Source organism: Microbacterium aoyamense, from assembly GCF_023155855.1.
GTDB lineage: Bacteria > Actinomycetota > Actinomycetes > Actinomycetales > Microbacteriaceae > Microbacterium > Microbacterium aoyamense.
In genome coordinates this window covers 102,336-123,617 of record NZ_JAKNUT010000002.1, presented here as the reverse complement: position 1 = coordinate 123,617, position 21,282 = coordinate 102,336, and the positions used below count along the sequence as shown (strand labels likewise).

Annotated in this window: 17 protein-coding genes and 1 pseudogene; 3 read left to right on the top strand and 15 right to left on the bottom strand. The window is 69.6% G+C overall.

Annotated features, from left to right (window positions below; genetic code table 11):
* Nucleotides 1-114 precede the first annotated feature (114 nt).
* Nucleotides 115-1,332, bottom strand: a complete 1,218-nt coding sequence (locus MA876_RS07330) for a PrsW family intramembrane metalloprotease (protein WP_248147368.1) — start codon at nucleotides 1,330-1,332, stop codon at nucleotides 115-117.
* A 43-nt stretch (nucleotides 1,333-1,375) separates the two neighbouring features.
* Here MA876_RS07330 and MA876_RS07325 point away from each other — a divergent pair, with 43 nt between their 5' ends.
* Nucleotides 1,376-2,242: a fumarylacetoacetate hydrolase family protein gene (locus MA876_RS07325; RefSeq protein WP_248147366.1), complete on the top strand. Its 867-nt coding sequence runs from the start codon at nucleotides 1,376-1,378 to the stop codon at nucleotides 2,240-2,242.
* Between the two features lie 49 nt (nucleotides 2,243-2,291).
* Here MA876_RS07325 and MA876_RS07320 read toward each other — a convergent pair whose 3' ends face one another.
* The 5 genes from MA876_RS07320 to MA876_RS07300 all read right to left on the bottom strand — a co-directional run bounded on the left by MA876_RS07320 (nucleotide 2,292) and on the right by MA876_RS07300 (nucleotide 6,939).
* Complete coding sequence (locus MA876_RS07320; protein WP_248147363.1) at nucleotides 2,292-2,822, bottom strand: DUF4190 domain-containing protein; 531 nt, start codon at nucleotides 2,820-2,822, stop codon at nucleotides 2,292-2,294.
* Nucleotides 2,823-2,868: 46 nt separating this feature from the next.
* Complete coding sequence (locus MA876_RS07315) at nucleotides 2,869-4,332, bottom strand: aspartate ammonia-lyase (RefSeq protein ID WP_248147362.1); 1,464 nt, start codon at nucleotides 4,330-4,332, stop codon at nucleotides 2,869-2,871.
* Between the two features lie 120 nt (nucleotides 4,333-4,452).
* Complete coding sequence (locus tag MA876_RS07310) at nucleotides 4,453-5,355, bottom strand: phosphodiesterase (protein WP_248147361.1); 903 nt, start codon at nucleotides 5,353-5,355, stop codon at nucleotides 4,453-4,455.
* 25 nt (nucleotides 5,356-5,380) lie between these two features.
* Nucleotides 5,381-5,713, bottom strand: coding sequence for a peptidase (locus tag MA876_RS07305; protein ID WP_248147360.1), 333 nt, complete (start codon nucleotides 5,711-5,713; stop codon nucleotides 5,381-5,383).
* On the bottom strand, nucleotides 5,710-6,939 hold the full coding sequence (locus tag MA876_RS07300) for an inorganic phosphate transporter (protein WP_248147359.1): 1,230 nt from the start codon (nucleotides 6,937-6,939) through the stop codon (nucleotides 5,710-5,712). Before MA876_RS07300 ends, MA876_RS07305 begins: the two co-directional genes overlap by 4 nt.
* 154 nt (nucleotides 6,940-7,093) lie before the next feature.
* On the opposite strand from MA876_RS07300, the gene MA876_RS07295 reads away from it, so the two are divergent.
* A complete protein-coding gene (locus MA876_RS07295) occupies nucleotides 7,094-9,205 on the top strand; it encodes a S9 family peptidase (RefSeq protein WP_248147358.1) in 2,112 nt (703 codons plus the stop codon).
* A gap of 143 nt (nucleotides 9,206-9,348) precedes the next feature.
* Here the strand turns inward: MA876_RS07295 and MA876_RS07290 are convergent, their stop codons facing one another.
* The 7 genes and pseudogenes from MA876_RS07290 to coaBC all read right to left on the bottom strand — a co-directional run.
* Entirely contained in the window at nucleotides 9,349-10,161 is an 813-nt protein-coding gene (locus MA876_RS07290) for a hypothetical protein (RefSeq protein WP_248147357.1), read from the bottom strand.
* A gap of 393 nt (nucleotides 10,162-10,554) precedes the next feature.
* Nucleotides 10,555-11,583 (bottom strand): 6-phosphofructokinase, encoded by a 1,029-nt coding sequence (locus MA876_RS07285; RefSeq protein WP_248147356.1) that lies wholly within the window; start codon nucleotides 11,581-11,583, stop codon nucleotides 10,555-10,557.
* 46 nt (nucleotides 11,584-11,629) lie between these two features.
* Complete coding sequence (locus tag MA876_RS07280) at nucleotides 11,630-12,700, bottom strand: hypothetical protein (RefSeq protein ID WP_248147355.1); 1,071 nt, start codon at nucleotides 12,698-12,700, stop codon at nucleotides 11,630-11,632.
* Between the two features lie 17 nt (nucleotides 12,701-12,717).
* Nucleotides 12,718-14,877 (bottom strand): DEAD/DEAH box helicase, encoded by a 2,160-nt coding sequence (locus MA876_RS07275; protein ID WP_248147353.1) that lies wholly within the window; start codon nucleotides 14,875-14,877, stop codon nucleotides 12,718-12,720.
* A gap of 199 nt (nucleotides 14,878-15,076) precedes the next feature.
* Entirely contained in the window at nucleotides 15,077-15,673 is a 597-nt protein-coding gene (locus MA876_RS07270) for a hypothetical protein (protein ID WP_248147352.1), read from the bottom strand.
* 32 nt (nucleotides 15,674-15,705) lie between these two features.
* A complete protein-coding gene (locus MA876_RS07265; RefSeq protein ID WP_248147350.1) occupies nucleotides 15,706-16,605 on the bottom strand; it encodes a glycerophosphodiester phosphodiesterase in 900 nt (299 codons plus the stop codon).
* Between the two features lie 67 nt (nucleotides 16,606-16,672).
* Nucleotides 16,673-17,911: pseudogene (gene coaBC / locus MA876_RS07260) on the bottom strand (bifunctional phosphopantothenoylcysteine decarboxylase/phosphopantothenate--cysteine ligase CoaBC); the annotation flags it as partial.
* A gap of 33 nt (nucleotides 17,912-17,944) precedes the next feature.
* Between coaBC and MA876_RS07255 the strand changes: the two are divergent.
* Nucleotides 17,945-18,664, top strand: a complete 720-nt coding sequence (locus MA876_RS07255; RefSeq protein WP_248147348.1) for an NRDE family protein — start codon at nucleotides 17,945-17,947, stop codon at nucleotides 18,662-18,664.
* A 327-nt stretch (nucleotides 18,665-18,991) separates the two neighbouring features.
* On the opposite strand, the gene MA876_RS07250 is transcribed toward MA876_RS07255, so the two are convergent.
* Together MA876_RS07250 and MA876_RS07245 are read right to left on the bottom strand one after the other, a co-directional pair.
* Nucleotides 18,992-19,843 (bottom strand): aldehyde dehydrogenase family protein, encoded by an 852-nt coding sequence (locus MA876_RS07250; RefSeq protein WP_248147347.1) that lies wholly within the window; start codon nucleotides 19,841-19,843, stop codon nucleotides 18,992-18,994.
* Entirely contained in the window at nucleotides 19,840-21,282 is a 1,443-nt protein-coding gene (locus MA876_RS07245; RefSeq protein ID WP_248147346.1) for an aldehyde dehydrogenase family protein, read from the bottom strand. The genes MA876_RS07250 and MA876_RS07245 overlap by 4 nt, the downstream gene beginning before the upstream one ends.

Below are 21,282 nucleotides of genomic sequence, written 5' to 3'. Positions count from 1 at the left end.
GCGCCAAGACTCAGCGCCCGGTGTCGCGGCGATGCCTGCGATACGACCGGGCGCTGAGTTGACCTGTGCCCAGCATGCCGACCGCCGTCGCGCGGTGTCAAGACCTCTGCGGCATCACGGCGCGAACAGCGCGGCCCGGGCCGCGGCGGTGCGCGAGAGGAGGACGTGCTCGTCCTCGGCTGCCTGCGGGTCGCGGCCCGAGATCGACCGCTGTCGCGCCGCGGCGAGGGCCGTGGCATCCGCGATGAATCCCTTCATGATCGCCGTGCGGTCGCCGCGCAGGCTCGCGGCCCACTGCAGTCCCGTGCGGCGGCCCGCCGACGTCGCCAGCATGTCGACCTCCTGCGTGGTGAACCACCCCGCTGCCGCATAGTCGCCGAGGCGGGCGCGCGTCAGGCGCGCTTCCTCGCGCCGCAGCGCGATGATCCCGATGATGAACACCGCGAACAGCGGCACCTGAAGTGTCAGGTAGAGGACGAAGAAGTCGCCGAAGACGGTCGAACCGTTCCAGAGGGCATGCAGGATGATCGCGCCGACGAGGCCGAGCATCCACGGACCGAACGCGCGCCCGGCCTTCGCGCCGCGGCGAGCCGCGAGTCCCAGGGCGAAGCCCGTCACGCTCGTGAACATGACGTGCGCGAACGGAGACATGATGCCGCGGACGAAGAACGTCGCGCCGGTGTCGGCGACGCCTCCTTCGATGAAGCTGATCGCGAAGTACTGGATGTTCTCGGTGAACGCGAAACCCGCCCCGACGAGCGCGCCGTAGACGACGCCGTCGAGGGGACCGTCGAACGCCCGGCGCGCCGTGACGAAGATCAGGTACACGCCCAGGCCCTTCGCGAGCTCTTCGACGATGGGAGCCTGCACGACCGCGCGGAACGCGTCGTCCGCGGCGCTGTCGCGAGCTCCGAGGACGACCGACAGGGCGGAGTCGACGCCGAGGGCGATGCCGACGGACGCGACCGCGCCCCACGCGATCGCGAAGATCACGAGACCCCGGGGTTCGGGCTCCCATCGATCGATGATCCTGATCGCGAACAGCACGGCCGCGAGCGGGATGAGCGCGACGATCATGCCCACGAGCGACGCGCCCGGACCGATCGCGTTGAGGAAGTATCCGACGAGGCCGATGAGCACGAGCACGACGAGTGCGGCCGCCCAGATCGGCGCGGAGCGTCCGCGTCGGGACGGCGCGGCACCAAGGGGCACCGGTGCGATCGACGCGCCGGGAGCCGGAATGCTCGCGCCGGCGTGCACGCGGGGCTGCGCGAGGGCGGACGGGAATGCGGGTGGCGTCAGGGACGGGCGCGCACTCGGGTCGTTCGTCATGCGCACAGCCTACGGGTCGGGATCATCCGGGTAGTTTGGAGGAATGCGCTTCGCCCACATCGTGCGTTCCGGGTTCGCAGAACCCCGCCTCGCCGTCATCCACGAAGGCGATGCGATCGTCGTGGAAGACCTGTTCCCGGGGGCGCCGAAGTACCTCGAAGAGCTCATCGCGGGGGGCGACGAACTGCTGGGCCGTGTGCGTGCAGCGGACGTGAGCGGGATGCCGCGGCATCCCGTCGCCGACCTCCGCTTCGCGTCTGCGGTGCTCGCGCCTCCCGTGATCCTCGCGATCGGACTCAACTACGCGGCCCATTCCAGCGAACTCGGACTCAAGACGGACTCGACGCCGACCGTGTTCGTGCTGTGGCCGAACTCTCTCACGGGCCACGATGCGACGACGGCGTGGCCGCGCACGCTCAGCGAGTCGATCGATTACGAAGCCGAGCTCGGCGTGATCATCGGCACGCCGGCGAAGGACGTCGCCCCCGCCGATGCGCTCGCGCACGTCTGGGGCTACACGGTCGTCAACGACATCACGGCGCGCGACATCCAGTACTCCGAAGCGCAGTGGTCACGCTGCAAGTCGTTCGACGGCTTCACTCCCACGGGCCCCTACGTCGTGACGGCCGACGAGATCCCCGACCCGCAGGACCTCCATATCTGGACGGTTCTCGACGGTCACACGCTGCAGGATGCCTCGACCGACCAGATGGTGCGTCCCGTCGCGACGCTCATCTCGCATCTGTCGAAGTCGGCCACTCTCCTGCCGGGAACCCTCATCTCGACCGGCAGCCCGGGCGGCGCGGGCTACAGCCGGGACCCGCAGGTGTTCCTGCGCGACCGCTCGACCGTCACGGTCGGCATCGATGGCATCGGCGAGCTCACGACGCACTGCCGCATCCTGGACTGAAACGCACGAGAGCCCCTCACCGAAGCGAAGGGCCCTCATCCGTTCAGGTTCAGCGGTTGATGCTGGTGCAGTCGACCTGCACGCCCTGCACCGTCACCACACCCGAGAAGTCGACCGCCTGACAGGCGGTGTAGACCTCGGTCGCGATACCGGCCGCCGCCGTCAGACCGATGATCACGAAGATCAGGATGATCGTGCCGACCACGAGGAGCACGGCGCTGATGATGATCGCCGCGAGGGCGAAGCCGTTCTTATGACCGGCCTTGCGGCTCTGCACGAGCGCCACGATGCCCAGGATCAGGGCGACGAGCTGCACGAAGAAGGACAGGATGAACGCGACGATGCCCATCGTGCGCCCCGGCACTGTCGCCGTGGCGGGTGCGCCGTAGGCGGCGGGCGGGGCTGCCGCGTACGCAGGCGCCTCGTAAGCGGGAGCGGCCGCGGCCGGCGGCGCGTACGCGGGCGGCGCCTCGGCCGCGGGCGGCGTGTAGGCGGTCGGGGCAGCGTCGGCGGGCGGCGGCGTATAGGCGGGCGGGGTCGAGCCGGCGTCGGGCGCGGGAGGCGTGTTGGGATCGGTCATGTCGGGTCCCCTCTCAGGATGTTCACAGAAACGCTAGCAGGGGCCGTCATCCACGCTCTACGGGGATGACGTCTTCCGCCGCCTGCTGGATCGGGATCGCCGCCGTGATCGCCTCGAGGCCCGACAGACGCGCCGGGGAGAGCTGTTTGGCGACGTCCTCCGCCGACATGAGTCCCGCCTCGATCACGAGGTCTCCGACGTTGCGCCCCGTGAGCAGAGCCGTCTTGGCGAGCGCCGCCGACGCGGCGTAGCCGATGAAGGGGGTGAGGGCCGTCACGACCCCGACCGACGCGCCGACCATGGCGCCGAGCCGCTCGCGGTTGGCCGTGATGCCGTCGACGCAGTTGACGCGCAACGTCCACATCGCGCGGCGCATCCACGTGATCGACTGGAAGATCGAGTGAGCGATGACGGGCTCGAACGCGTTGAGCTGCAGCTGCCCCGCCTCGACCGCCATCGTGACGGTCGTGTCCGCGCCGACGACGGCGAACGCGACCTGATTTACGACCTCGGGGATGACGGGATTGACCTTGCCGGGCATGATGCTCGAACCCGCCTGGCGGGCGGGGAGGTTGATCTCACCGAATCCCGCCTGTGGACCTGACGAGAGGAGCCGCAGGTCGTTGCAGATCTTCGAGAGTTTGATCGCGTTGCGCTTGAGGGACGACGAGAACGACATGAACGAACCCGTGTCGCTCGTCGCCTCGACCATGTCGGACGCGAGGTCGAGATCGAGCCCGCTGATCTCGCGAAGGTGCCGGAGCACGGCGGGCGCGTACGCGTGGTGCGTCGTGATCCCCGTGCCGATCGCGGTCGCGCCCATGTTCACCTCGTAGAGGAGGTACGCGTTCTCGGTGAGGCGCTGATGGTCGTAGCCCAGCGTCGTGGCGAAGCCGTGGAACTCCTGCCCGAGGGTCATGGGCACGGCATCCTGCAGCTGGGTGCGCCCCACCTTCAGGACGTCGTGGAACTCGACCGCCTTGGCCAGGAATGCCTTGCGCAGCAGATCGAGCTCCTCCAGGAGCGAGCGCAGGTCGAGACCGAGCCCGACCTTGATCGCGGTCGGGTACACGTCGTTCGTCGACTGGCTGCGGTTGGTGTGATCGATCGGCGAGAGGAACGCGTAGTCGCCCTTCTCGCGGCCCGCGAGCTCGAGCGCGATGTTGGTGATGACCTCGTTCGCGTTCATGTTGGTCGAGGTGCCGGCGCCGCCCTGGATGACGCCGACGACGAACTGATCGTGGAACTCGCCGTCGATGACGCGCTGGGCGGCGCGGTCGATCAGGTCGGCCCGCTCGTGGTCCAGCACGCCGATCTCGCGGTTCGCCCGCGCCGAAGCCTGCTTGACCATCGCGAGAGCGACGACGAGGTCCTTGTAGACCGAGATCGGCCGCTTCGAGATCGGGAAGTTCTCGAGCGCGCGGGCGGTGTGGATGCCCCAGTAGGCGTCGGCGGGGATCTCGAGGGATCCCAGGGAATCGGTCTCTGTACGCGTTTCGGCAGCAGTCATCGGGCGTCCTCGTGGGTCACGACGTTGTGGAAGGGATGCAACGAGCGTATCCCCCGCACCATCCATCGCTGCTGTACGAGACGTACGGTGTCCCCACGACCTTGTACGTCGGGGCGATGTCTAGACGGGCTTGCGCGAGAAGACTTCGAGGCGCTCCTCGGGCGTCATCGCGGCCATGCGGGCCACCCACTCCTCCGAGAAGTAGTCGCCCGTCGGGGCGTCGATGACGGGGACCACGGCGTGCGTGATCGTCTCGTCGTAGACGTGCACGAGGTGGAACGAGTGACCGGCATCCATCCCGTTCACCGACGCCGCGGGCCGCGTGAGGTTCATGGTGTAGCAGGTCGCCGCCGCGACGCTCACGGGGATGCCGGCGAACATGCCGCTCGTCGAATAGTGCAGGTGACCCGCGAGGATCGCTCGCACGTCGGTGCCGCGGATGACGTCGGCGAAGCGCGACTGCTCGCGCAGTTCGAGGATGTCGAAGAGCGGGACATGCGACGGCAGCGGCGGGTGGTGGAGTGCGAGGATCGTGCCGAGAGGTGCGGGGGTCTCGAGCACGCCGGCGAGCCACGCGAGCTGACCCGCATCGAGGTCACCGTGATGCCAGCCCGGCACGGTCGAGTCGAGGGCGACGAGTCGCAGCCCGCCGAGATCCCACACGCCCGTCACGGGCTCCTCCGTCGGCTCGAGGTCGAGCAGTCCGCGGCGCAGCGCCGGGCGTTCGTCGTGGTTGCCGGCGACCCACACGATCGGAGCACCGAGGCGCTCGGCGACCGGCTCGACCGCGTCGCGCAGCACTCGGTAGGCGTCGGGCTCGCCGAGATCGGTCAGGTCGCCCGTGAAGACGATCGCGTCGGGACGCACCTGCATCCGCTCCACGGCCTCGAGCGTGCGCCGCAGGTTGGCTGCGGTGTCGATGCCGATGCCCAGCAGCGCGTCGCCTGCGAGCAGGTGCGTGTCGCTCAGGTGCAGGATCATCCGACGGGCGGACGGGTACTGCCCGAACTGCACGTGAGACATGCGTTCAGCCTACGACGGGGGTGGGTCAGTGCAGCAGGAGGATGAGCAGGCCCGCGAGCACGGCCGCGGCGCACAGCACGAACGAGGCGTACGCGCCGACGAGCGCGAACCGCTTCTGCCCGTCGGTGAGCGGACTCTTGCGCGCGGCCTTCGCCGCGGCCTTCTCGGCCCGAGCGGCCTCCTTCGTGCTGATGATCGTGATCGCGTCGGTGAACTCCGCCGGCGCGACGACGGGGATCCGCCCGGCGCGCACGAGGAGGCGGAGCCCCAGCGCGTAGAAGCCGACGACGAGGGATGCCCCGACGATCGCCGCGAGGAACACCTCGACGAACGCGAACCACTCGATCGTGATGCTCATCGGCGCTCCTCCTTCTTCGCGCGCTTCTCGGCCTCGCGCGCGAGCGCGCGCTGTCGCCGGGTGGGCGGCGGATTGCGCTTGACCTTCACCGCGAGACCGGAGTCGGCCACCTCGCTCATCGCGTTGCCGGCCGTGACCTGGTTGCGCCGCGAGCGCAGGAAGATGCCGAGGATGATCACGACGGCGAGCACCGCGTCGATGACGATGCCCCACGTGCCGAGCCACACGACCAGCAGCGCCGCGAGACCGCCGACGAGGCCCGAGGCGGGCAGCGTGAGGACCCAGCCGACCGCGATCCGGCCGACCGTGCGCCAGCGGACGACCGATCCACGTCGCCCGAGGCCCGAGCCGATGACCGACCCCGAGGCGACCTGAGTCGTCGAGAGTGCGAAGCCGAAGAAGCTCGACGCCAGGATCGTCGATGCGGTGGACGCCTCGGCCGAGAAGCCCTGCGCGGGCTTGACGTCGGTGAGCCCCTTGCCGAGCGTGCGGATGATGCGCCAGCCGCCCATGTAGGTGCCGAGGGCGATCGTGACGGCGCACGCGATGATGACCCAGAGCTCGGGCTCGGGATGGTCTTGGATGCCGACCACGATGAGGGTCAGCGTGATGACACCCATGGTCTTCTGCGCATCGTTCGTGCCGTGCGCGAGCGCGACGAGAGAGGACGTGAAGATCTGGCCGACGCGGAATCCGTCGCGCCCGTCGGGCTTCGAGTCGTAACGGCGCGTGATGCCGTACGCGACCTTCGTCGCGACGTACGCGATCACGCCGGCGGTGACCGGCGCGATCAGGGCGGGGAGGATGATCTTCGACAGCACGACGCCGAAGTCGATCGCCGCCGCGCTGGCGCCGACGATCGTCGCGCCGATGAGACCGCCGAACAGCGCGTGCGAGGAGCTCGACGGCAGACCCAGGAGCCACGTCAGCATGTTCCAGGTGATCGCGCCGATCAGGCCCGCGAAGATGATCGCGGGGAAGATCGTCGGCGAGAGATCCTCTTCGCGGATGATCCCGCCCGAGATGGTCTTGGCGACCTCGGTCGACAGGAACGCGCCGACGAGGTTCAGGATGGCCGCCAGGAGCACCGCGACCTTGGGCTTCAGTGCTCCCGTCGCGATGGGCGTCGCCATCGCGTTCGCGGTGTCGTGGAAGCCGTTGGTGAAGTCGAAGAAGAGCGCGAGTGCGACCACCAGAACGACGATGAGAAGGGTTGCGGTTTCCACCGTTCGCTTTCCAGGAGAGGGAAGTGGAGGGGTGTCGACGGAATCGACGTGACGAACGAAGAGTTCACCGTGAGTTCAGGAACCGGCAACCGGCCAGTAGGAATCCTTACACCCCCCATACGCCCGGTCAACTCGGGCCGACTACCGTTGAGGGGTGACCCTCGAAGAGACCGCATCCGCAGCCCCCGTCGCCGCCGTGCGACCCACCGTCCGCACGCACCACGGTGACGAGTTCGAAGACCGGTACGAATGGCTGCGGGCGAAGGAGGATGCCGAGGTCATCGCGCACCTCGAGGCCGAGAACGCCTATACGCGCGAGCGCACGGCGCACCTCGAGCCGCTGCAGACGCGGATCTTCGACGAGATCAAATCGCGCACGCTCGAGACCGACCTCTCGGTCCCGACCCGGCGCGGGGAGTGGTGGTATTACAGCCGCACGCGGGAGGGCCGGCAGTACGGCATCCAGTGCCGTGCACCCCTGGCATCCACCGACGACTGGACGCCTCCGTCCCTCTCCCCCGAGACCGACGTCCCGGGCGAGCAGGTGCTGCTCGACGGCAACGTCGAGGCCGAGGGACATGACTTCTTCTCGCTCGGCAGCTTCGAGGTGTCGAACGACGGCGACCGCATGCTCTACGGCGTGGATGTCGCGGGCGACGAGCGGTACACGATCCGCGTCCGCGATCTCATCACGGGCGAGAATCTCGCGGATGAGATCCCCGGCACGTTCGCCGGAGCATCGTTCTCCCCCGACGGCCGCTTCATCGTGTACACGACGGTCGATGACGCGTGGCGCCCCGACACCGTGTGGCTGCACGAGATCGGCACTCCGGTCGAGGGCGACGGGAAGCTCTTCCACGAGCCCGACGAGCGGTACTGGGTCGGTGCCGGGTTCACACGCAGCGACCGGTACCTCGTGATCGGCCTCGGATCGTCGATCACGTCCGAGGAGTGGCTCGTGGATGCCACGGACCTCCGCTCCGAGCCCCGGGTCGTGTGGCCGCGCACGGAAGGGGTCGAGTACGAGTCCGAGCACGCCGTCGTGGACGGCGAGGACGTGCTGTACATCCTGCACAACCAGGACGCCCTGGACTTCGAGCTCGTGCGGGTCGCCGCATCCACCCCCGCAGGCGATCGCACCGTCGTCGTCGCGCACAAGCCCGGCGAGCGACTGCTCGGCCTGTCGACCTTCCGCGATTGGGGCGTCCTGGGCTATCGTCGCGGCGGGCTCCCCCGTCTCGGGCTCTTCGACTATTCGACCAATGCGGTCGACGAGCTCGACTTCGACGAGGAGTTGTATGCGGCAGGTCTCGGCGGTAACCCCGAGTGGGCCCCGCCGATTCTGCGCGTCGGCTACGGCTCGTTCGTGACCCCGGGCACGGTGTACGACTACGAGGTCGCGTCGGGCGACCTGCTGCTGCGCAAGCGCCAGCCCGTGCTCGGTGGGTACGAGCCCGACGACTACGCGCAGGCGCGCGTGTGGACGACCGCGCAGGACGGCACGCAGGTGCCGGTCTCGCTCGTGTGGAAGAAGTCCTTCGGCGACGCCGGCTCCGCCCCGCGGCCCGTGCACCTGTACGGGTACGGGTCGTACGAGCACTCGATCGAGCCCGGCTTCTCGGTGCCGCGGCTGTCGGAGCTCGACCGCGGCGTGATCTTCGCCGTCGCGCACGTGCGCGGCGGCGGCGAGATGGGCCGGCAGTGGTACGAGGACGGCAAGCTGCTCGCGAAGCGCAACACGTTCACCGACTTCGTCGATGTGGCCAGGCACCTGGTGGATGCCGGGTACACGACCCCCGCGCAGCTCGTCGCCGAGGGCGGATCGGCGGGCGGCCTGCTCATGGGCGCCGTCGCGAATCTCGCTCCGGAGCTCTTCGCCGGCATCCTCGCTGACGTGCCCTTCGTCGACGCCCTGACGACGATCCTCGACCCGTCGCTGCCGCTCACCGTCATCGAATGGGACGAATGGGGCGACCCCCTGCACAACCCCGACGTGTACGCTTACATGAAGTCGTACTCGCCGTACGAGAACGTCCGGGATGCCGCGTACCCCCGCATCCTCGCCGTCACGTCGCTCAACGACACGCGCGTGCTGTACGTCGAGCCGGCGAAGTGGGTCGCGCGCCTGCGCGAGGTCGGGGCGGACGCCCTGCTCAAGTGCGAGATGGTCGCCGGCCACGGCGGCGTCTCGGGCCGCTACAACACCTGGCGCGAGCGCGCGTTCGAGCTCGCCTGGCTGCTCGAGGTGCTCGGCCTCGCCGACTGACCGGCTCACCCGGGCCGCTGCCCCGCAGGCTCGACGAACCCGAGTGATCTCGTCCAACCAAGCCCCACGGCTCGCCGAACCGAGTGATCTCGTCCAACCAAGCCCCACGGCTCGCCGAACCCGAGTGATCTCGTCGAACTGGCCTACTGCGACGCCCGTTTCGACGAGATCGCTCGGGTTGGACGCGGAGGGAGCGAGCGCGGGTTGGACGCCAGCGTCGCGAGCATGCCCGTGGCGGGCGGACGGATCGGATGCAGTCCCGCGGCCCTGAGCTTGGCGTCGACCGGCTGGGCACGCATCGTATCGGCCCAGTCCCAGCGGGCCATAGGGCCCTCGTGCCGTCGCAGGCGGTCTTCGCGGATCTTCTCGCGCATGAAATGCTGCTTCATCGCCTGAGGATCCTTCGCGTCGTACTTGCCGTATCCGTCGGACTCGCCGAGCACTCGAGCCGCTCGAAAGAAGAAGTCGACCCGGTCGATCGCGCCTTCGTTCGCGAACTCCACCTGGAGCTCCGGCCTCTCGTAGCCGAGCCACTCGATCACGGCGCGGCTCACTGATTCTCCGACGGACTCGGCATCGGCCGTGGCTCGTTCCTGCACCCAGTCGAGCTGAAGGAGACCCCGTCGATTCTGTTGGGCACGACCGTGCGCGCTGACGTCGAGCACCTCCTCCGGTCCGAGTCGACGCAACGTCGCGTCGACGACGGCGAGCGCGAACGCCGCGGGCAGAACGCGCGCGAGGTCGACCGCGGTCTCGGTCTCACTCGTCACGTCCACGCCATCCGTGCGGGTGACGGCACGACCATCGCGCGCGCCGTGCACGATGACGTCACCGACGCACCAGGTCTTGGCGTCGTCGCTGAGGAGATGGATGTGGCGCGGCTCGCCGAAGATCGGCAGTCCGGTGAGGGCAGCCGCAGATTCGAGGCAGAAGACCGGCGAACCCCACGTGCGCATGACCGCGTGGACCCTCAAGAGGTACCGATCCCACGGCGCAAGCGAATCCCACTCCGCTCGGTCTACGAAAACTCCCGCCCGAACACGATGCAGCTTCGTTCCGGCTCCGTGGCGTCTGACCAAGGCCGGCTGCTCTCGAGTGAGCAGGAGCGTCGCGGGAGCAGGAAGCAGCATCCCCTCAGCGTGTTCATTCCGCGGACTCCGAGAGTCCTCCCCACGACGATCTGTGCATCACGACATCGCCACCCGCCCTGTGGAGGACGCCCGCGACGCGAACCCGAGAGATCTCGTCGAACCCGAACCGCTGGTCCTAGAGTTCGACAAGAGTTGTCGGGTTCGCGGCCGTCCGGTGACGAGCACGCAGGGAGGGATGCCGGGGGCTTCGTCGACGACTCAGCCGAACAGCGCGGCGGCCTCTTCGTAGCGGTAGAGGGGCACGGTGTTGAGCTCGCCCAGCGCGTCGGCGAAGGGCACCCGCACGATGTCGGTGCCCTTGAGCGAGACCATCTGGCCCCACGCCTGCTCGACGATCGCGTCGGCGGCGGCCAGACCGAGGCGCGTCGCGAGCACGCGGTCGAACGCCGACGGCGAGCCGCCGCGCTGGATGTGACCGAGCACCGTCGCGCGGGTCTCGACACCGGTGATGCGCTCGATCTCGGGCGCGAGGATCTCGCTGATGCCGCCCAGGCGCGGGCGGTTGAAGGCGTCCAGACCCTTGTCGCTGTAGGCCTCCTCCATGCCCTTGAGCGTGAAGCCTTCGGACACCACGACGAGCGGCGCGCGGCCGCGGTCGTGCGCGCGCGAAACCTGGTCGCAGATGTCATCGAGCGTGAGCGGCACCTCGGGGATGCAGATCACGTGCGCTCCCGCGGCGATGCCCGAGTGCAGAGCGATCCAGCCGACGTGGCGGCCCATCACCTCGGCGACCATGCACCGCTGGTGCGAATCGCCGGTCGTGCGCAGGCGGTCCATCGCGTCGGTCGCGATGTTGACGGCGGTGTCGAAGCCGAACGAGTAGTCCGTCGCGCGCAGGTCGTTGTCGATCGTCTTGGGCACGCCCAGGACGTTGATGCCGTCGTTGAAGAGCCGGTTCGCCGCAGCGAGGGTTCCCTCGCCGCCGATCGCGATGATGCCGTCGAGGTGGTGTCCGTACATCGTCTTGGAGATGTTCTCGGCGCCACCGCGCGGCCCCTCGTACGGGTTGGTGCGCGACGTGCCGAGGATCGTGCCACCGACCTTCGAGAGGCCCTTGACCTCATGACGCGTGAGCGGGAAGAAGTCGCCGTCGACGACCCCGCGCCAGCCGTCGCGGATCCCGACGAACTCGAGATCGTAGGTCGTCGTGCCCTTCAGCACGACACCGCGGATGACGGCGTTGAGGCCGGGGCAGTCGCCGCCGCTCGTCAGGATGCCGATCTTCATGCTGTGGTCCTCGCTGTCGGGGGATTCGGGTCGGCGACGGTGCCACTCAGACACTATCGCCGGATGACGGGCCCCGCGACCGCCGCCAGTCGTCGTGGACCCACTCCCAGTCCTCCGTCGGACCGGCCGGCAGCGTGCGCCCGAACCAGAACGTCGCATCCGGATCCCAACCGGCGATGACGCTCGCCCGGCCGTCACCGACTTCGAGCAGCCGGGTGGCCGAGCGGAGGTACGCGCCGACCGTGAGATGCACGCCGTCGACCTCGCGGGCGACGGCCGCCCAATCGGGCTGCACCCACTCCCCTGTCCACCCCGTGACGCGGTACCAGTCGTGTCTCCGGGACGCCGTGACGATGAGGGGATGCCGTCGACACAGCTCGATCCAGGCATCCGGTCCATCGATCTCGAGCACGTCGGCGGACGCGGGATGCAGCGGCGTCGCGGACGCGGCCTCCCACCCCAGCGAGTCCTCGACGAACCACAGCCCCGCGGGCCCGGCGTCGCCCAGCCCGCGGGTCGAGCGCACGAGGTTCCACGGCGGTCTCGACCACCACGTCCCCGACCACCTTGCCGTCGGATCGATCGGCCGCTCGACGGCCGCCCGCTCCTCCTCCGCGATGAGTTCATCGCGCCACGCGCCGAGCGCGGCTTCGGTGCCGCTGTGATCGACCGCGGCACCCTCCCACGGCGTGGTCCACTGGTCGTCGAGGGCGATGCCCGAGTCCCACCACCGAGCGGCCGGCGACGCCGCGAGAACGGTCGCGATCCGCTCGAGCGACTCGCGCATCCCAGGCTCGGCGGCGAGCAGGTCGGCGCCATCGGGCTCTTGCCAGTACCGCGCGTTGTCGACGGAGCCGGCGAGCGCCGCACGAAGGGTATCGGCCGTCGGCACCGGCAGCTCGACGTCGAGGGCGGATGCGGCATCCTGCACCGTCACGACCGGAGGCACGAACGGTTCGGGCGGCACGTCGCCGATGTAGATCAGCGCCGAGGTGCCGTGATCCTCCCGGGCCTGGATCGCCCAGAACAATCTCTCGTCAGCGAACGGTCGGGCGTACTCGAGACACATTCGACGCCCGCGAGGCCCCTCGAGCAGCGTGTTCGCGTCGAGGGGCATCCCGCAACGATATCGGGCTACTCGCCCCCGAGCGCCTGACGCAGGAGATGCATGAGCGCCGACAGCTGCACGGAGTCGCTCGACTGCGGGTCGACGGCCTCGCCGTCGAGAGCGCGGGCCGCGAGGCCCTGCTTCGAGTCGATGAGTTCGGCGATCTTCGTGTCGATCGTGTGCGCCGCGATGATGCGCCAGGCCGTGACCGGTTCGTCCTGACCGATGCGGTGCACGCGGTCGATCGCCTGCGTCTGCTCGGCGGCCGTCCACGACAGCTCGGCGAGCACGACGTTCGACGACGCCTGCATGTTCACGCCGACACCCGCCGCCGTGAGCGAGCACACCGCGATGCCGACTTCGGGATCGTTGTTGAACGCGTCGATCGCCTGCTGGCGCGCGGTCGTCGTCTGGTCACCCCGGAGCGAGACGGTCTTAAGCCCCGCGGCGCGGAACGCGGCTTCCGCCGTGTCCATGACGTCGATGTGCTTCGCGAAGAACACGACCTTGCCGACGGAGCGCTGGAGCTGCACGGCGTAGTCCGCCGCGAGGCCGGCCTTGGCCTGGCCGATCCGGCGGACCATGGTGAAGACGTTCTCGCTGCCCGTACCCGCGGCCTTGGACTCCTCGAGCTCGTTGTGCGCGACGAGACGCACGATGTCGTGATCGATCTCGCCCGGCGCGAGGCCGCGGTCGCCGCGAGCCTCGATGATGCGGCGGTACTTCGCCGCGAGCCGCTCGCCCAGCTCGCGCTCCGCCTGACGGATCGAGCGGCCGAACTCGTCATCCAGCTCGACGGGCAGATCCGCGATGAGCTTGTCGGGCAGGTCTGCCGCGACGTCCTTCTTGCGCCGGCGCACGATGCCCATCGAGATGACGGCCTCTCGTGCCTCGGGGTAGAACGACTTGTCGGCGGGCGTCAGACCCGTGTCATCGAGCTTCTCCATCAGCACCGGACCCGGCTTCTCGCCGTTCGTCCAGCCGAGGAACCGCCAGATCGCGTCGAAATCCTCGACGTCGTTGATGAGGGGCGTGCCCGTGAGGGCGAGCAGCAGCGGATCGCGCACCTGCTCGCGGATGCGGGATGCCAGGGCAAGCACGTTCTGGGAGCGCTGCGATGTGAGGTTCTTGATGAAGTGCGCCTCGTCGACGACCATGCCTTTGAGGCCGAGCGAGCCCAGCCACGAGAGGTGGCGGTCGAGGATCTCGTAGTTCACGATGAAGACGTCGGCGAAGGCATCCACGTTCTCACCGTCGCCGTGGATGACCGTCGCGCGTCGCTGCGGCGTCCAGCGCTCGACCTCGCGAGCCCAGTTCATCTTCACGACGTTGGGCACGACGACCAGCAGAGGGTAGGCGCCGGCGACGGATGCCGCGAGCACGGACTCCGCGGTCTTGCCGAGCCCGGGCTCGTCGGCGAGGAGGAACGTGCGGTGACCGTCGCGCACGGCTTCGAGGAACCGCGACTGGTGCGGCATGACCTCGAGCCCCTTGGGCGAGAGCCGGTCGAACTCCGGCACGGGGGGCAGGGGCATCGTCGCAGCCCCACCGCCGGCGCCCGTCTCGAACGCCTTGTAGAGCGGACCCATGAGCTCCCAGCCGTCGAGCCGGCGACGGGGGGTCTCTTTCGGGGCTCGCAGCGTGAGGTCGGGCGCGAGGAAGGGGTTGGCTTCGCGACGGGCATCGACCTGCGCCGGCACGACCTGACGCTCGGCGAGCGCGGCCGGGACGACCTGCGTCACGACCGGAGCGACATCGGTGATGATGAGCTCGTCGGGCGCGAGCTCGGCGCCCGACTCGAGCAGCCAGTCGCGGCGCATGCGCTTCGCGACGGGCGACGTCGCCTGGTCGACCTCGAGTAGCTGGATGAGCGAGGTGTCACGGGCGGCCGTCTTGGCGAGGATCGTCGCGACGCCGTCCAGACGCTTGAGCAGCTCTGCGCGCGCGGCGTCGGTGATCTCGCTGTCGGCCTTGACCCGGGCGCGCTCTTCGCGCACGAGGAAGGCGATCACCTGGAACTTGACGCGGTTCGTCGGGCCGAGCTTGCCGCGCTGGGACTTCGCCTCGACCTCGCGCACCTTGCGGGCGAGGATCGGGATGATGGGGGCCTCGTCGTCGCGGCGCGCCGGCGAAGCCTTGCGGCGCCGCTGCTGCGAACGGCCGGTGGTGGATGCCGTGGTCGGCATGCTCCTCCTGAGAGTAGGTGCCGGATGTCCGGCGGTGCCGGTCGGGACCGGCGAGGGCTGCGTGCTCCCGCAGGCTGCCAAGTGCTGCCGTCGGTGCTGCGGGACGGGATTCGTTCGCCTCCGGCCGCGGGCACTCGCTTCTGCGAGCTGCGACGTCGGGGGCGGGATCCCGAGCCCAGTCTAGTGGGTCGGCGGCCGTTCAGCCCCACACCGTGCGGACGATGTCTTCCGTGTAGCCCGCGATCTCGGCGTTGATCCACCGCGTCGACACCCAGTGCGTCCCGTCGATGAAGTGCTCTTCGCCCATTGCGACGAGCGCGTCGTCCTGCGCGACCGTCTCCTGACGGATGCGATAGATCGTGCCGCCGTCGAACTCCTCCTCCGAGAAGCCCTCCTGCAGCAGCGCCTCACGGAGCGACGCGGCCTGCGCGTCGTCGATCTGCGACACATTCGTCGCGATGCCGCGTTCGGACGGCGGTCCCCAGGTGCAGCGAAGGGTCGGGATGCCGGAGTCGAGCGTCTCGAGTGCCGTGACGATCTGGCTCGAGAGCATCGTGATCCCGGGGTCATCGAGCGGTGGGACGTCGGCTTCGAGCTCTGCCAGCATGTCGGCCGAGTAGATCTCGTCGCACTCGGTCGGGAGCGCCACGGGCGGGTCGGATGTCGGGGTGGGCTCCGGGCTGACGATTGCCGACGCCGAGGGTGTCGACGCCGGCTCGGGCACACATCCGGTGACGGTCGACGCGAGAACGGCGAGCGCCCCGACGACCAGGGCGGGCGAACGACGGGCGCGCATGAGACCTCCGGGGGACGGGATGCGTCCCGACCCTACTCCGCGTCTGCGACGATCTGCTGCCACTGCGACAGCGTGCCGGGGTCGTCGGTGACGATCCCGTCGACACCTAGCGCCGTCATCTCGTCCCACTGGGCGTCCTTGTTCAGTGTGTAGACGATGACGCGGACGCCCGCTGCGTGCAGCTCGTCGACGACCTCCGGCAGCCGCGCGACGGCCTTTCGGTCGGCGAGCACGCCGCGCACGCCGGCTTCGGCTGCGGCCGCGACGACGTCGTCCGGCAGGTGCTTGAGGATGAGCAGCCGGGGCACGACTTCGGAAGCCGCCTCGACCAGCGCGAGCGTCCGGGTGTCGAAGCTCGCGATCGCGACCCGTCGATCCAGGTCGCGCGCCGACACCTCGGCGATCGCCGCCTGGACGGCCGCGGCTTCCCACTCCCCCTTGAACTCGACGATCGCCCGCTGCGGCGACGCCGTGAGCAGGTCGAGGAACTCCGTCAGGGTCGGCACCCGGGTGCCCGCGTACTGCGGATCGAACCACGACCCCGCGTCGAGGGCACGCACCTCGTCGAGCGTGTGATCGGCGACCCGGCCGTGGCCGTCCGTCGTGCGGTCGAGGGTCGCGTCGTGCAGAAGGACGGGGTGGCGATCGGCCGTCAGCGCGACATCCACCTCGACGTAGTCGAAGCCCGCCGCCAGCGCTGCGGCGATCGCGGGGAGCGTGTTCTCGGGCGCCGTGGCCCCTCCCCCGCGATGGCTCGCGATGAAGGCGGCCTCCCCGGGAGTGCGCTCGTCCCCGAGCACCTCGGTCGCGCCGACGCGCGCGGGGGTCACGCCGATCAGCGCGATGAGCACGCTCGCGATCGCGAGCACGCCCACGATGACGAGAGCGGGCATCCGCTCGCGCAGCGCGGCGGAAGCGTGCGGGTCGGGCATTCGGGCATGTCCTCGGGTCGATCACCGGCGTCCTCTTCGACGCGGTGCGACCACATTACACGCGCTGTTACCTTTTCGTTACCGTTTTTTCGCGCAGGTCGCGAATCTCGTCCCACAGGGCATCCGCCACCGCGCGTTTGGTTCCGCTCGGCGTCGCGACGACCTCGCCCGCTGCGTCGAGCAGTGTCACGGCGTTGTCGCCGGACTCGAAGCCCACCGACCAGCCGACCTCGTTGACGGCGAGCAGGTCGGCCCTCTTGCGCGCCGCCTTTCGCCGCCCGCGATCGAGGAGTGTGTCGCCCTCAGCTGGTGTCTCGGCCGCGAAGCCGACGATCGTCTGACCGTCGCGCCGCGCGGCGACGAGGCCCGCCAGCACGTCGTCGTTCTCGACGAGGTCGAGCGTCATGCCCTTGGTCTGGGAGCGGTCCTTCGTGAGCTTGCGCGGCGACACTTCGGCCACCCGGTAGTCCGCGACGGCGGCCGCCATCACGACAACGTCGGCTTCGGCCGCGGCGGAGCCCACGGCATCCGCCAACTCCTTCGCCGTTCCGACGCGCGTGATCGTGACGCGCGGATGGATGGATGCCGCGGCCAGCACGCCGTCGTCGACGTGCGCCGCGACGAGGTCGACGCGTGCCCCGCGGTCGGCTGCGGCCAGCGCGACCGCGACGCCCTGACGTCCGCTGGAGCGGTTGCCGATGTAGCGGACGGGATCGATGGGCTCGCGCGTGCCGCCCGCGCTCACGACGACGCGACACCCGTCGAGGTCCGCCGCAGCGGCGAGGGACAGCGCGGCCTCGAGGATCGCCTCGGGCTCCGTCATCCGTCCCGGCCCGCTGTCGCCGCCGGTCAGCTCGCCGTCGGCGGGCCCCACGACGACGACGCCGCGGGCGCGCAGCGTCGCGATGTTGGCGACGGTCGCGGGATGCCGCCACATCTCGGTGTGCATCGCGGGCGCCACGACGACGGGCGCGGTGGTGGCGAGTAGGGTCGTTCCGAGGAGATCGTCCGCGAGTCCCGTGGCCATCTTCGCCAGGCTGTTCGCCGTCGCGGGCGCCACGATCACGAGGTCGGCCGACTGGCCGAGAGCGACGTGCCGCACGCGGGCGACGTCGTCGTGGACGGAGGTCGTGACGGGATTGCGGCTGATCGCCTCCCACGTCGGCAGACCCACGAACCGCACGGCATCCGCCGTCGGCACCACGTGCACGTCGTGGCCCTCTTTCACGAGGAGGCGCACGAGGTGCACGGTCTTGTAGGCGGCGATCCCGCCCGTGACTCCGACCACGATGAACACGTTCCGATCATGGCATGACTGCCGGACAAGGAGACCCGCCGGATGTGCACCGTGATCATCCGCGTGCCCGAGCACTCCGCGCATCCCACCCGTCTGCTCGCGATCCGGGACGAGGATCCCGCACGGCCGTGGAACCCGCTCGGGCGCTGGTGGCCCGAGGCCCACGACGGCGTCGTCGGCGTCCGCGACGTCCGGGCCGGCGGCGCGTGGCTCGCGGCGGATGAAGATGCCGGTCGCCTCGCAGTGCTGCTCAATCGCGCCGACGTCACCGATCGCCGGGAATCCGAGCTGGTCTCGCGCGGTGGCCTCGTCCTCGACTCGGCCGCGGGGCTCCCGCCCGCCGCCGACCCGCGCACGCACGGCTTCAACCTGGTCGAGGTGGATGCGTCGGGCGCCCGTCTGCGCACGTGGGACGGCGTCGCGCTGAAAACGGCGGAGCTCGCTCCCGGAACGCACATGATCGCGCACGACGACGTCGACGACCTCGGCACGCCCCGCATCGCCGCATGGCTCGATGCGTTCCGAGCGACGTCCCTCGACGAAGGCGACCGATGGTGGATGCCGTGGGTCGACGTCCTGGCGGGTTCGGCCGCGCTCGAGAGCACCGACGACCGCGCGATCATCCGCGACAACCGCCCGTACGGCTACCCGACGCTGTCGCTCCTCGCGTGCGCCGCCTCCGTCGGCCCCGACGGCGTCGACGTGCGCTACGGCGAGCTGCACGAGCCGGGCCACTGGGGCGCCGGCCCCGACTTCACCTGAGGCACGCGCTCGCGCAGGTGCCGGCGTCGGCATCGAGTCGTCACCCGGTCGGAGAATGTCACGCAGGTCGGAGAATTCCAGCCCTCATCACCCGACCGAGCGCGCATTCTCCGACCGGAGGGCCAGACCTGACGGGCCGGGCTTTCGAAGTACAGCGCTCCGCCCCCGACACCCACGGTCGGAGAATGTCACGCAGGTCGGAGAATTCCAGCGCGAATCACCCGACCGAGAGCGCATTCTCCGACCGGAGGGCCAGACCGGAGGGCCAGACCGGAGGGCCAGACCGAACGAACTCGTGTCAGATGAGCGACCGGCAGCTCGGCTTGGTCACACGAGCGACTTGGTGTGCCAGACGGTCTTGAGCTCGGTGAATGCCGTGATGCGCTCGAGGCTCGGCGCGGGCTCCCCCGGGGGCAGCACGCGCGTGAGGGTCTCGGCGGCCTTGACCTGCAGGTCGACCCAATCCAGGTCGCCCGCGCCTGCGAGGTCGAGACCGTGCACGTCGGGGTGGGATGCGATCCACGGAGCGATCTCGGCGGGCGAACCCGTGAGCACGTTGACGACGCCGCCCGGCACGTCCGACGTCGCGAGCACCTCGGCGAGGCTGATCGCCGAGAGCGGGTGCTTCTGGGATGCCACGACGACGACCGAGTTGCCCGTCACGAGGGCCGGAGCGATCACCGAGACGAGCCCCACGAGCGCCGAGTCCTGCGGCGCGACGATGCCGACGACCCCGGTCGGCTCGGGAACCGAGATGTTGAAGTACGGGCCCGCGACGGGGTTGCCGTTGCCGGCGACCTGGCCGAACTTGTCGCACCACCCGGCGTACCAGACCCAGCGATCGATCGCCTCGTCGACTTCGGCGGCGGCGACGGATGCCGAGACACCCGACTGCGCGACGATCTCGTCGACGAACTGCGCTTTGCGGCCCTCGAGGATCTCGGCGACGCGGTAGAGCACCTGGCCGCGGTTGTAGGCGGTGGCCCCCGACCAGCCCTTGACGGCGCCGCGGGCGGCGGTGACGGCATCCCGAGCATCCTTGCGCGACGCGAGCGCCGCGTTCGCGAGGAACACGCCCTTGGGCGATGAGATCTCGTAGGTGCGGCCCGATTCGCTGCGCGGGAACGCGCCGCCGATGTAGAGCTTGTACGTCTTGGGCACGGCCAGTCGCTTGCTCACGCCGACGCTCCCTTCAGGTAGGCCAGGAGTCCCTGGCGGCCGCCTTCGCGGCCGTAGCCGGATTCCTTGTAGCCGCCGAACGGCGAGGCCGGGTCGAAACGGTTGAACGTGTTCGCCCAGATCACGCCGGCACGCAGGCGGTCGGCGACGGCGAGGATGCGGGAGCCCTTGTCGCTCCAGATGCCCGCCGAGAGGCCGTAGGGGGTGTTGTTGGCCTTCTCGATCGCCTCGGCGGGGGTGCGGAAGGTGAGCACCGACAGCACCGGCCCGAAGATCTCGTCGCGCGCGATGCGATGCGAGGCCTGCACATTCGTGAAGATCGTCGGCGCGAACCAGAAGCCGTTCTCGGGGATCGCGCAGTCGGCCGTCCACCGCTCGGCGCCCTCGGCCTCGCCGATCGCGCTCAGCTCGCGGATGCGCTCCAGCTGCTCGCGCGAGTTGATCGCGCCGATGTCGGTGTTCTTGTCGAGCGGGTCGCCGAGACGCAGCGTCGACAGGCGCGTCTTGAGACGGTCGACCACCTCGTCGTGGATCGACTCCTGCACGAGCAGGCGGCTGCCCGCGCAGCACACGTGCCCCTGGTTGAAGAAGATGCCGTTGACGATGCCCTCGATCGCCTGATCCACCGGCGCGTCCTCGAAGACGATGTTCGCGGCCTTGCCCCCGAGCTCGAGCGTGAGCTTCTTGTCGGTGCCGGCGACCGCCTTCGCGATCTCGCGCCCGACGCCCGTCGAGCCGGTGAAGGCGACCTTGTTCACGTCGGGATGCCGCACGAGCGCCGCTCCGGTGGAACCCGCGCCCGTCACGATGTTGACGACACCCGGCGGGAGGTCGGCCTGCTGCAGGATCTCGGCGAAGATGAGCGCCGAGAGCGGCGTCGTCTCGGCAGGCTTGATCACGACCGTGTTGCCCGCCGCGAGCGCCGGCGCGATCTTCCACGCGAGCATCAGGAGCGGGAAGTTCCACGGGATGACCTGCGCCGCGACCCCGAGCGGCTTCGGATCGGCGCCCAGGCCCGCGTAGTCGAGTTTGTCTGCCCAGCCGGCGTAGTAGAAGAACCACGCCGCGACGAGGGGCACGTCGACGTCGCGGGACTCCTTGATCGGCTTGCCGTTGTCGAGGCTCTCGGCGACGGCGAGCTCGCGCGCGCGCTCCTGGACGAGCCGCGCGATGCGGAAGAGGTACTTGCCGCGGTCGCGACCGCTCATGCGCGACCACGTCTTGTCGAACGCCTTGCGGGCGGACGCGACGGCGACGTCGACATCGGCTTCGGACGCCGCGGCGATCGTCGCGATGTGCTTCTCGTCGGCGGGCGAGATCGTCGCGAACGAGTCCCCCGAACCGGGACGGAACTCGCCGTCGATGAACAGACCGTACTCGTCGCGAAGGTTCAGGATCGCGCGCGACTCCGGTGCGGGGGCGTACTCGAGGAAGCTCAT

Coding starts and splice junctions, on each gene's coding strand:
- MA876_RS07310 (WP_248147361.1), bottom strand. CDS start 5,355: ATGTCTCACGTGCAGTTCGGGCAGTACCCGTCCGCCCGTCGGATGATC.
- MA876_RS07325 (WP_248147366.1), top strand. CDS start 1,376: ATGCGCTTCGCCCACATCGTGCGTTCCGGGTTCGCAGAACCCCGCCTC.
- MA876_RS07255 (WP_248147348.1), top strand. CDS start 17,945: ATGTGCACCGTGATCATCCGCGTGCCCGAGCACTCCGCGCATCCCACC.
- MA876_RS07280 (WP_248147355.1), bottom strand. CDS start 12,700: ATGCCCCTCGACGCGAACACGCTGCTCGAGGGGCCTCGCGGGCGTCGA.
- MA876_RS07245 (WP_248147346.1), bottom strand. CDS start 21,282: ATGAGCTTCCTCGAGTACGCCCCCGCACCGGAGTCGCGCGCGATCCTG.
- MA876_RS07265 (WP_248147350.1), bottom strand. CDS start 16,605: ATGCCCGACCCGCACGCTTCCGCCGCGCTGCGCGAGCGGATGCCCGCT.
- MA876_RS07320 (WP_248147363.1), bottom strand. CDS start 2,822: ATGACCGATCCCAACACGCCTCCCGCGCCCGACGCCGGCTCGACCCCG.
- MA876_RS07270 (WP_248147352.1), bottom strand. CDS start 15,673: ATGCGCGCCCGTCGTTCGCCCGCCCTGGTCGTCGGGGCGCTCGCCGTT.
- MA876_RS07285 (WP_248147356.1), bottom strand. CDS start 11,583: ATGAAGATCGGCATCCTGACGAGCGGCGGCGACTGCCCCGGCCTCAAC.
- MA876_RS07305 (WP_248147360.1), bottom strand. CDS start 5,713: ATGAGCATCACGATCGAGTGGTTCGCGTTCGTCGAGGTGTTCCTCGCG.
- MA876_RS07315 (WP_248147362.1), bottom strand. CDS start 4,332: ATGACTGCTGCCGAAACGCGTACAGAGACCGATTCCCTGGGATCCCTC.
- MA876_RS07330 (WP_248147368.1), bottom strand. CDS start 1,332: ATGACGAACGACCCGAGTGCGCGCCCGTCCCTGACGCCACCCGCATTC.
- MA876_RS07290 (WP_248147357.1), bottom strand. CDS start 10,161: ATGCGCACGTGGGGTTCGCCGGTCTTCTGCCTCGAATCTGCGGCTGCC.
- MA876_RS07275 (WP_248147353.1), bottom strand. CDS start 14,877: ATGCCGACCACGGCATCCACCACCGGCCGTTCGCAGCAGCGGCGCCGC.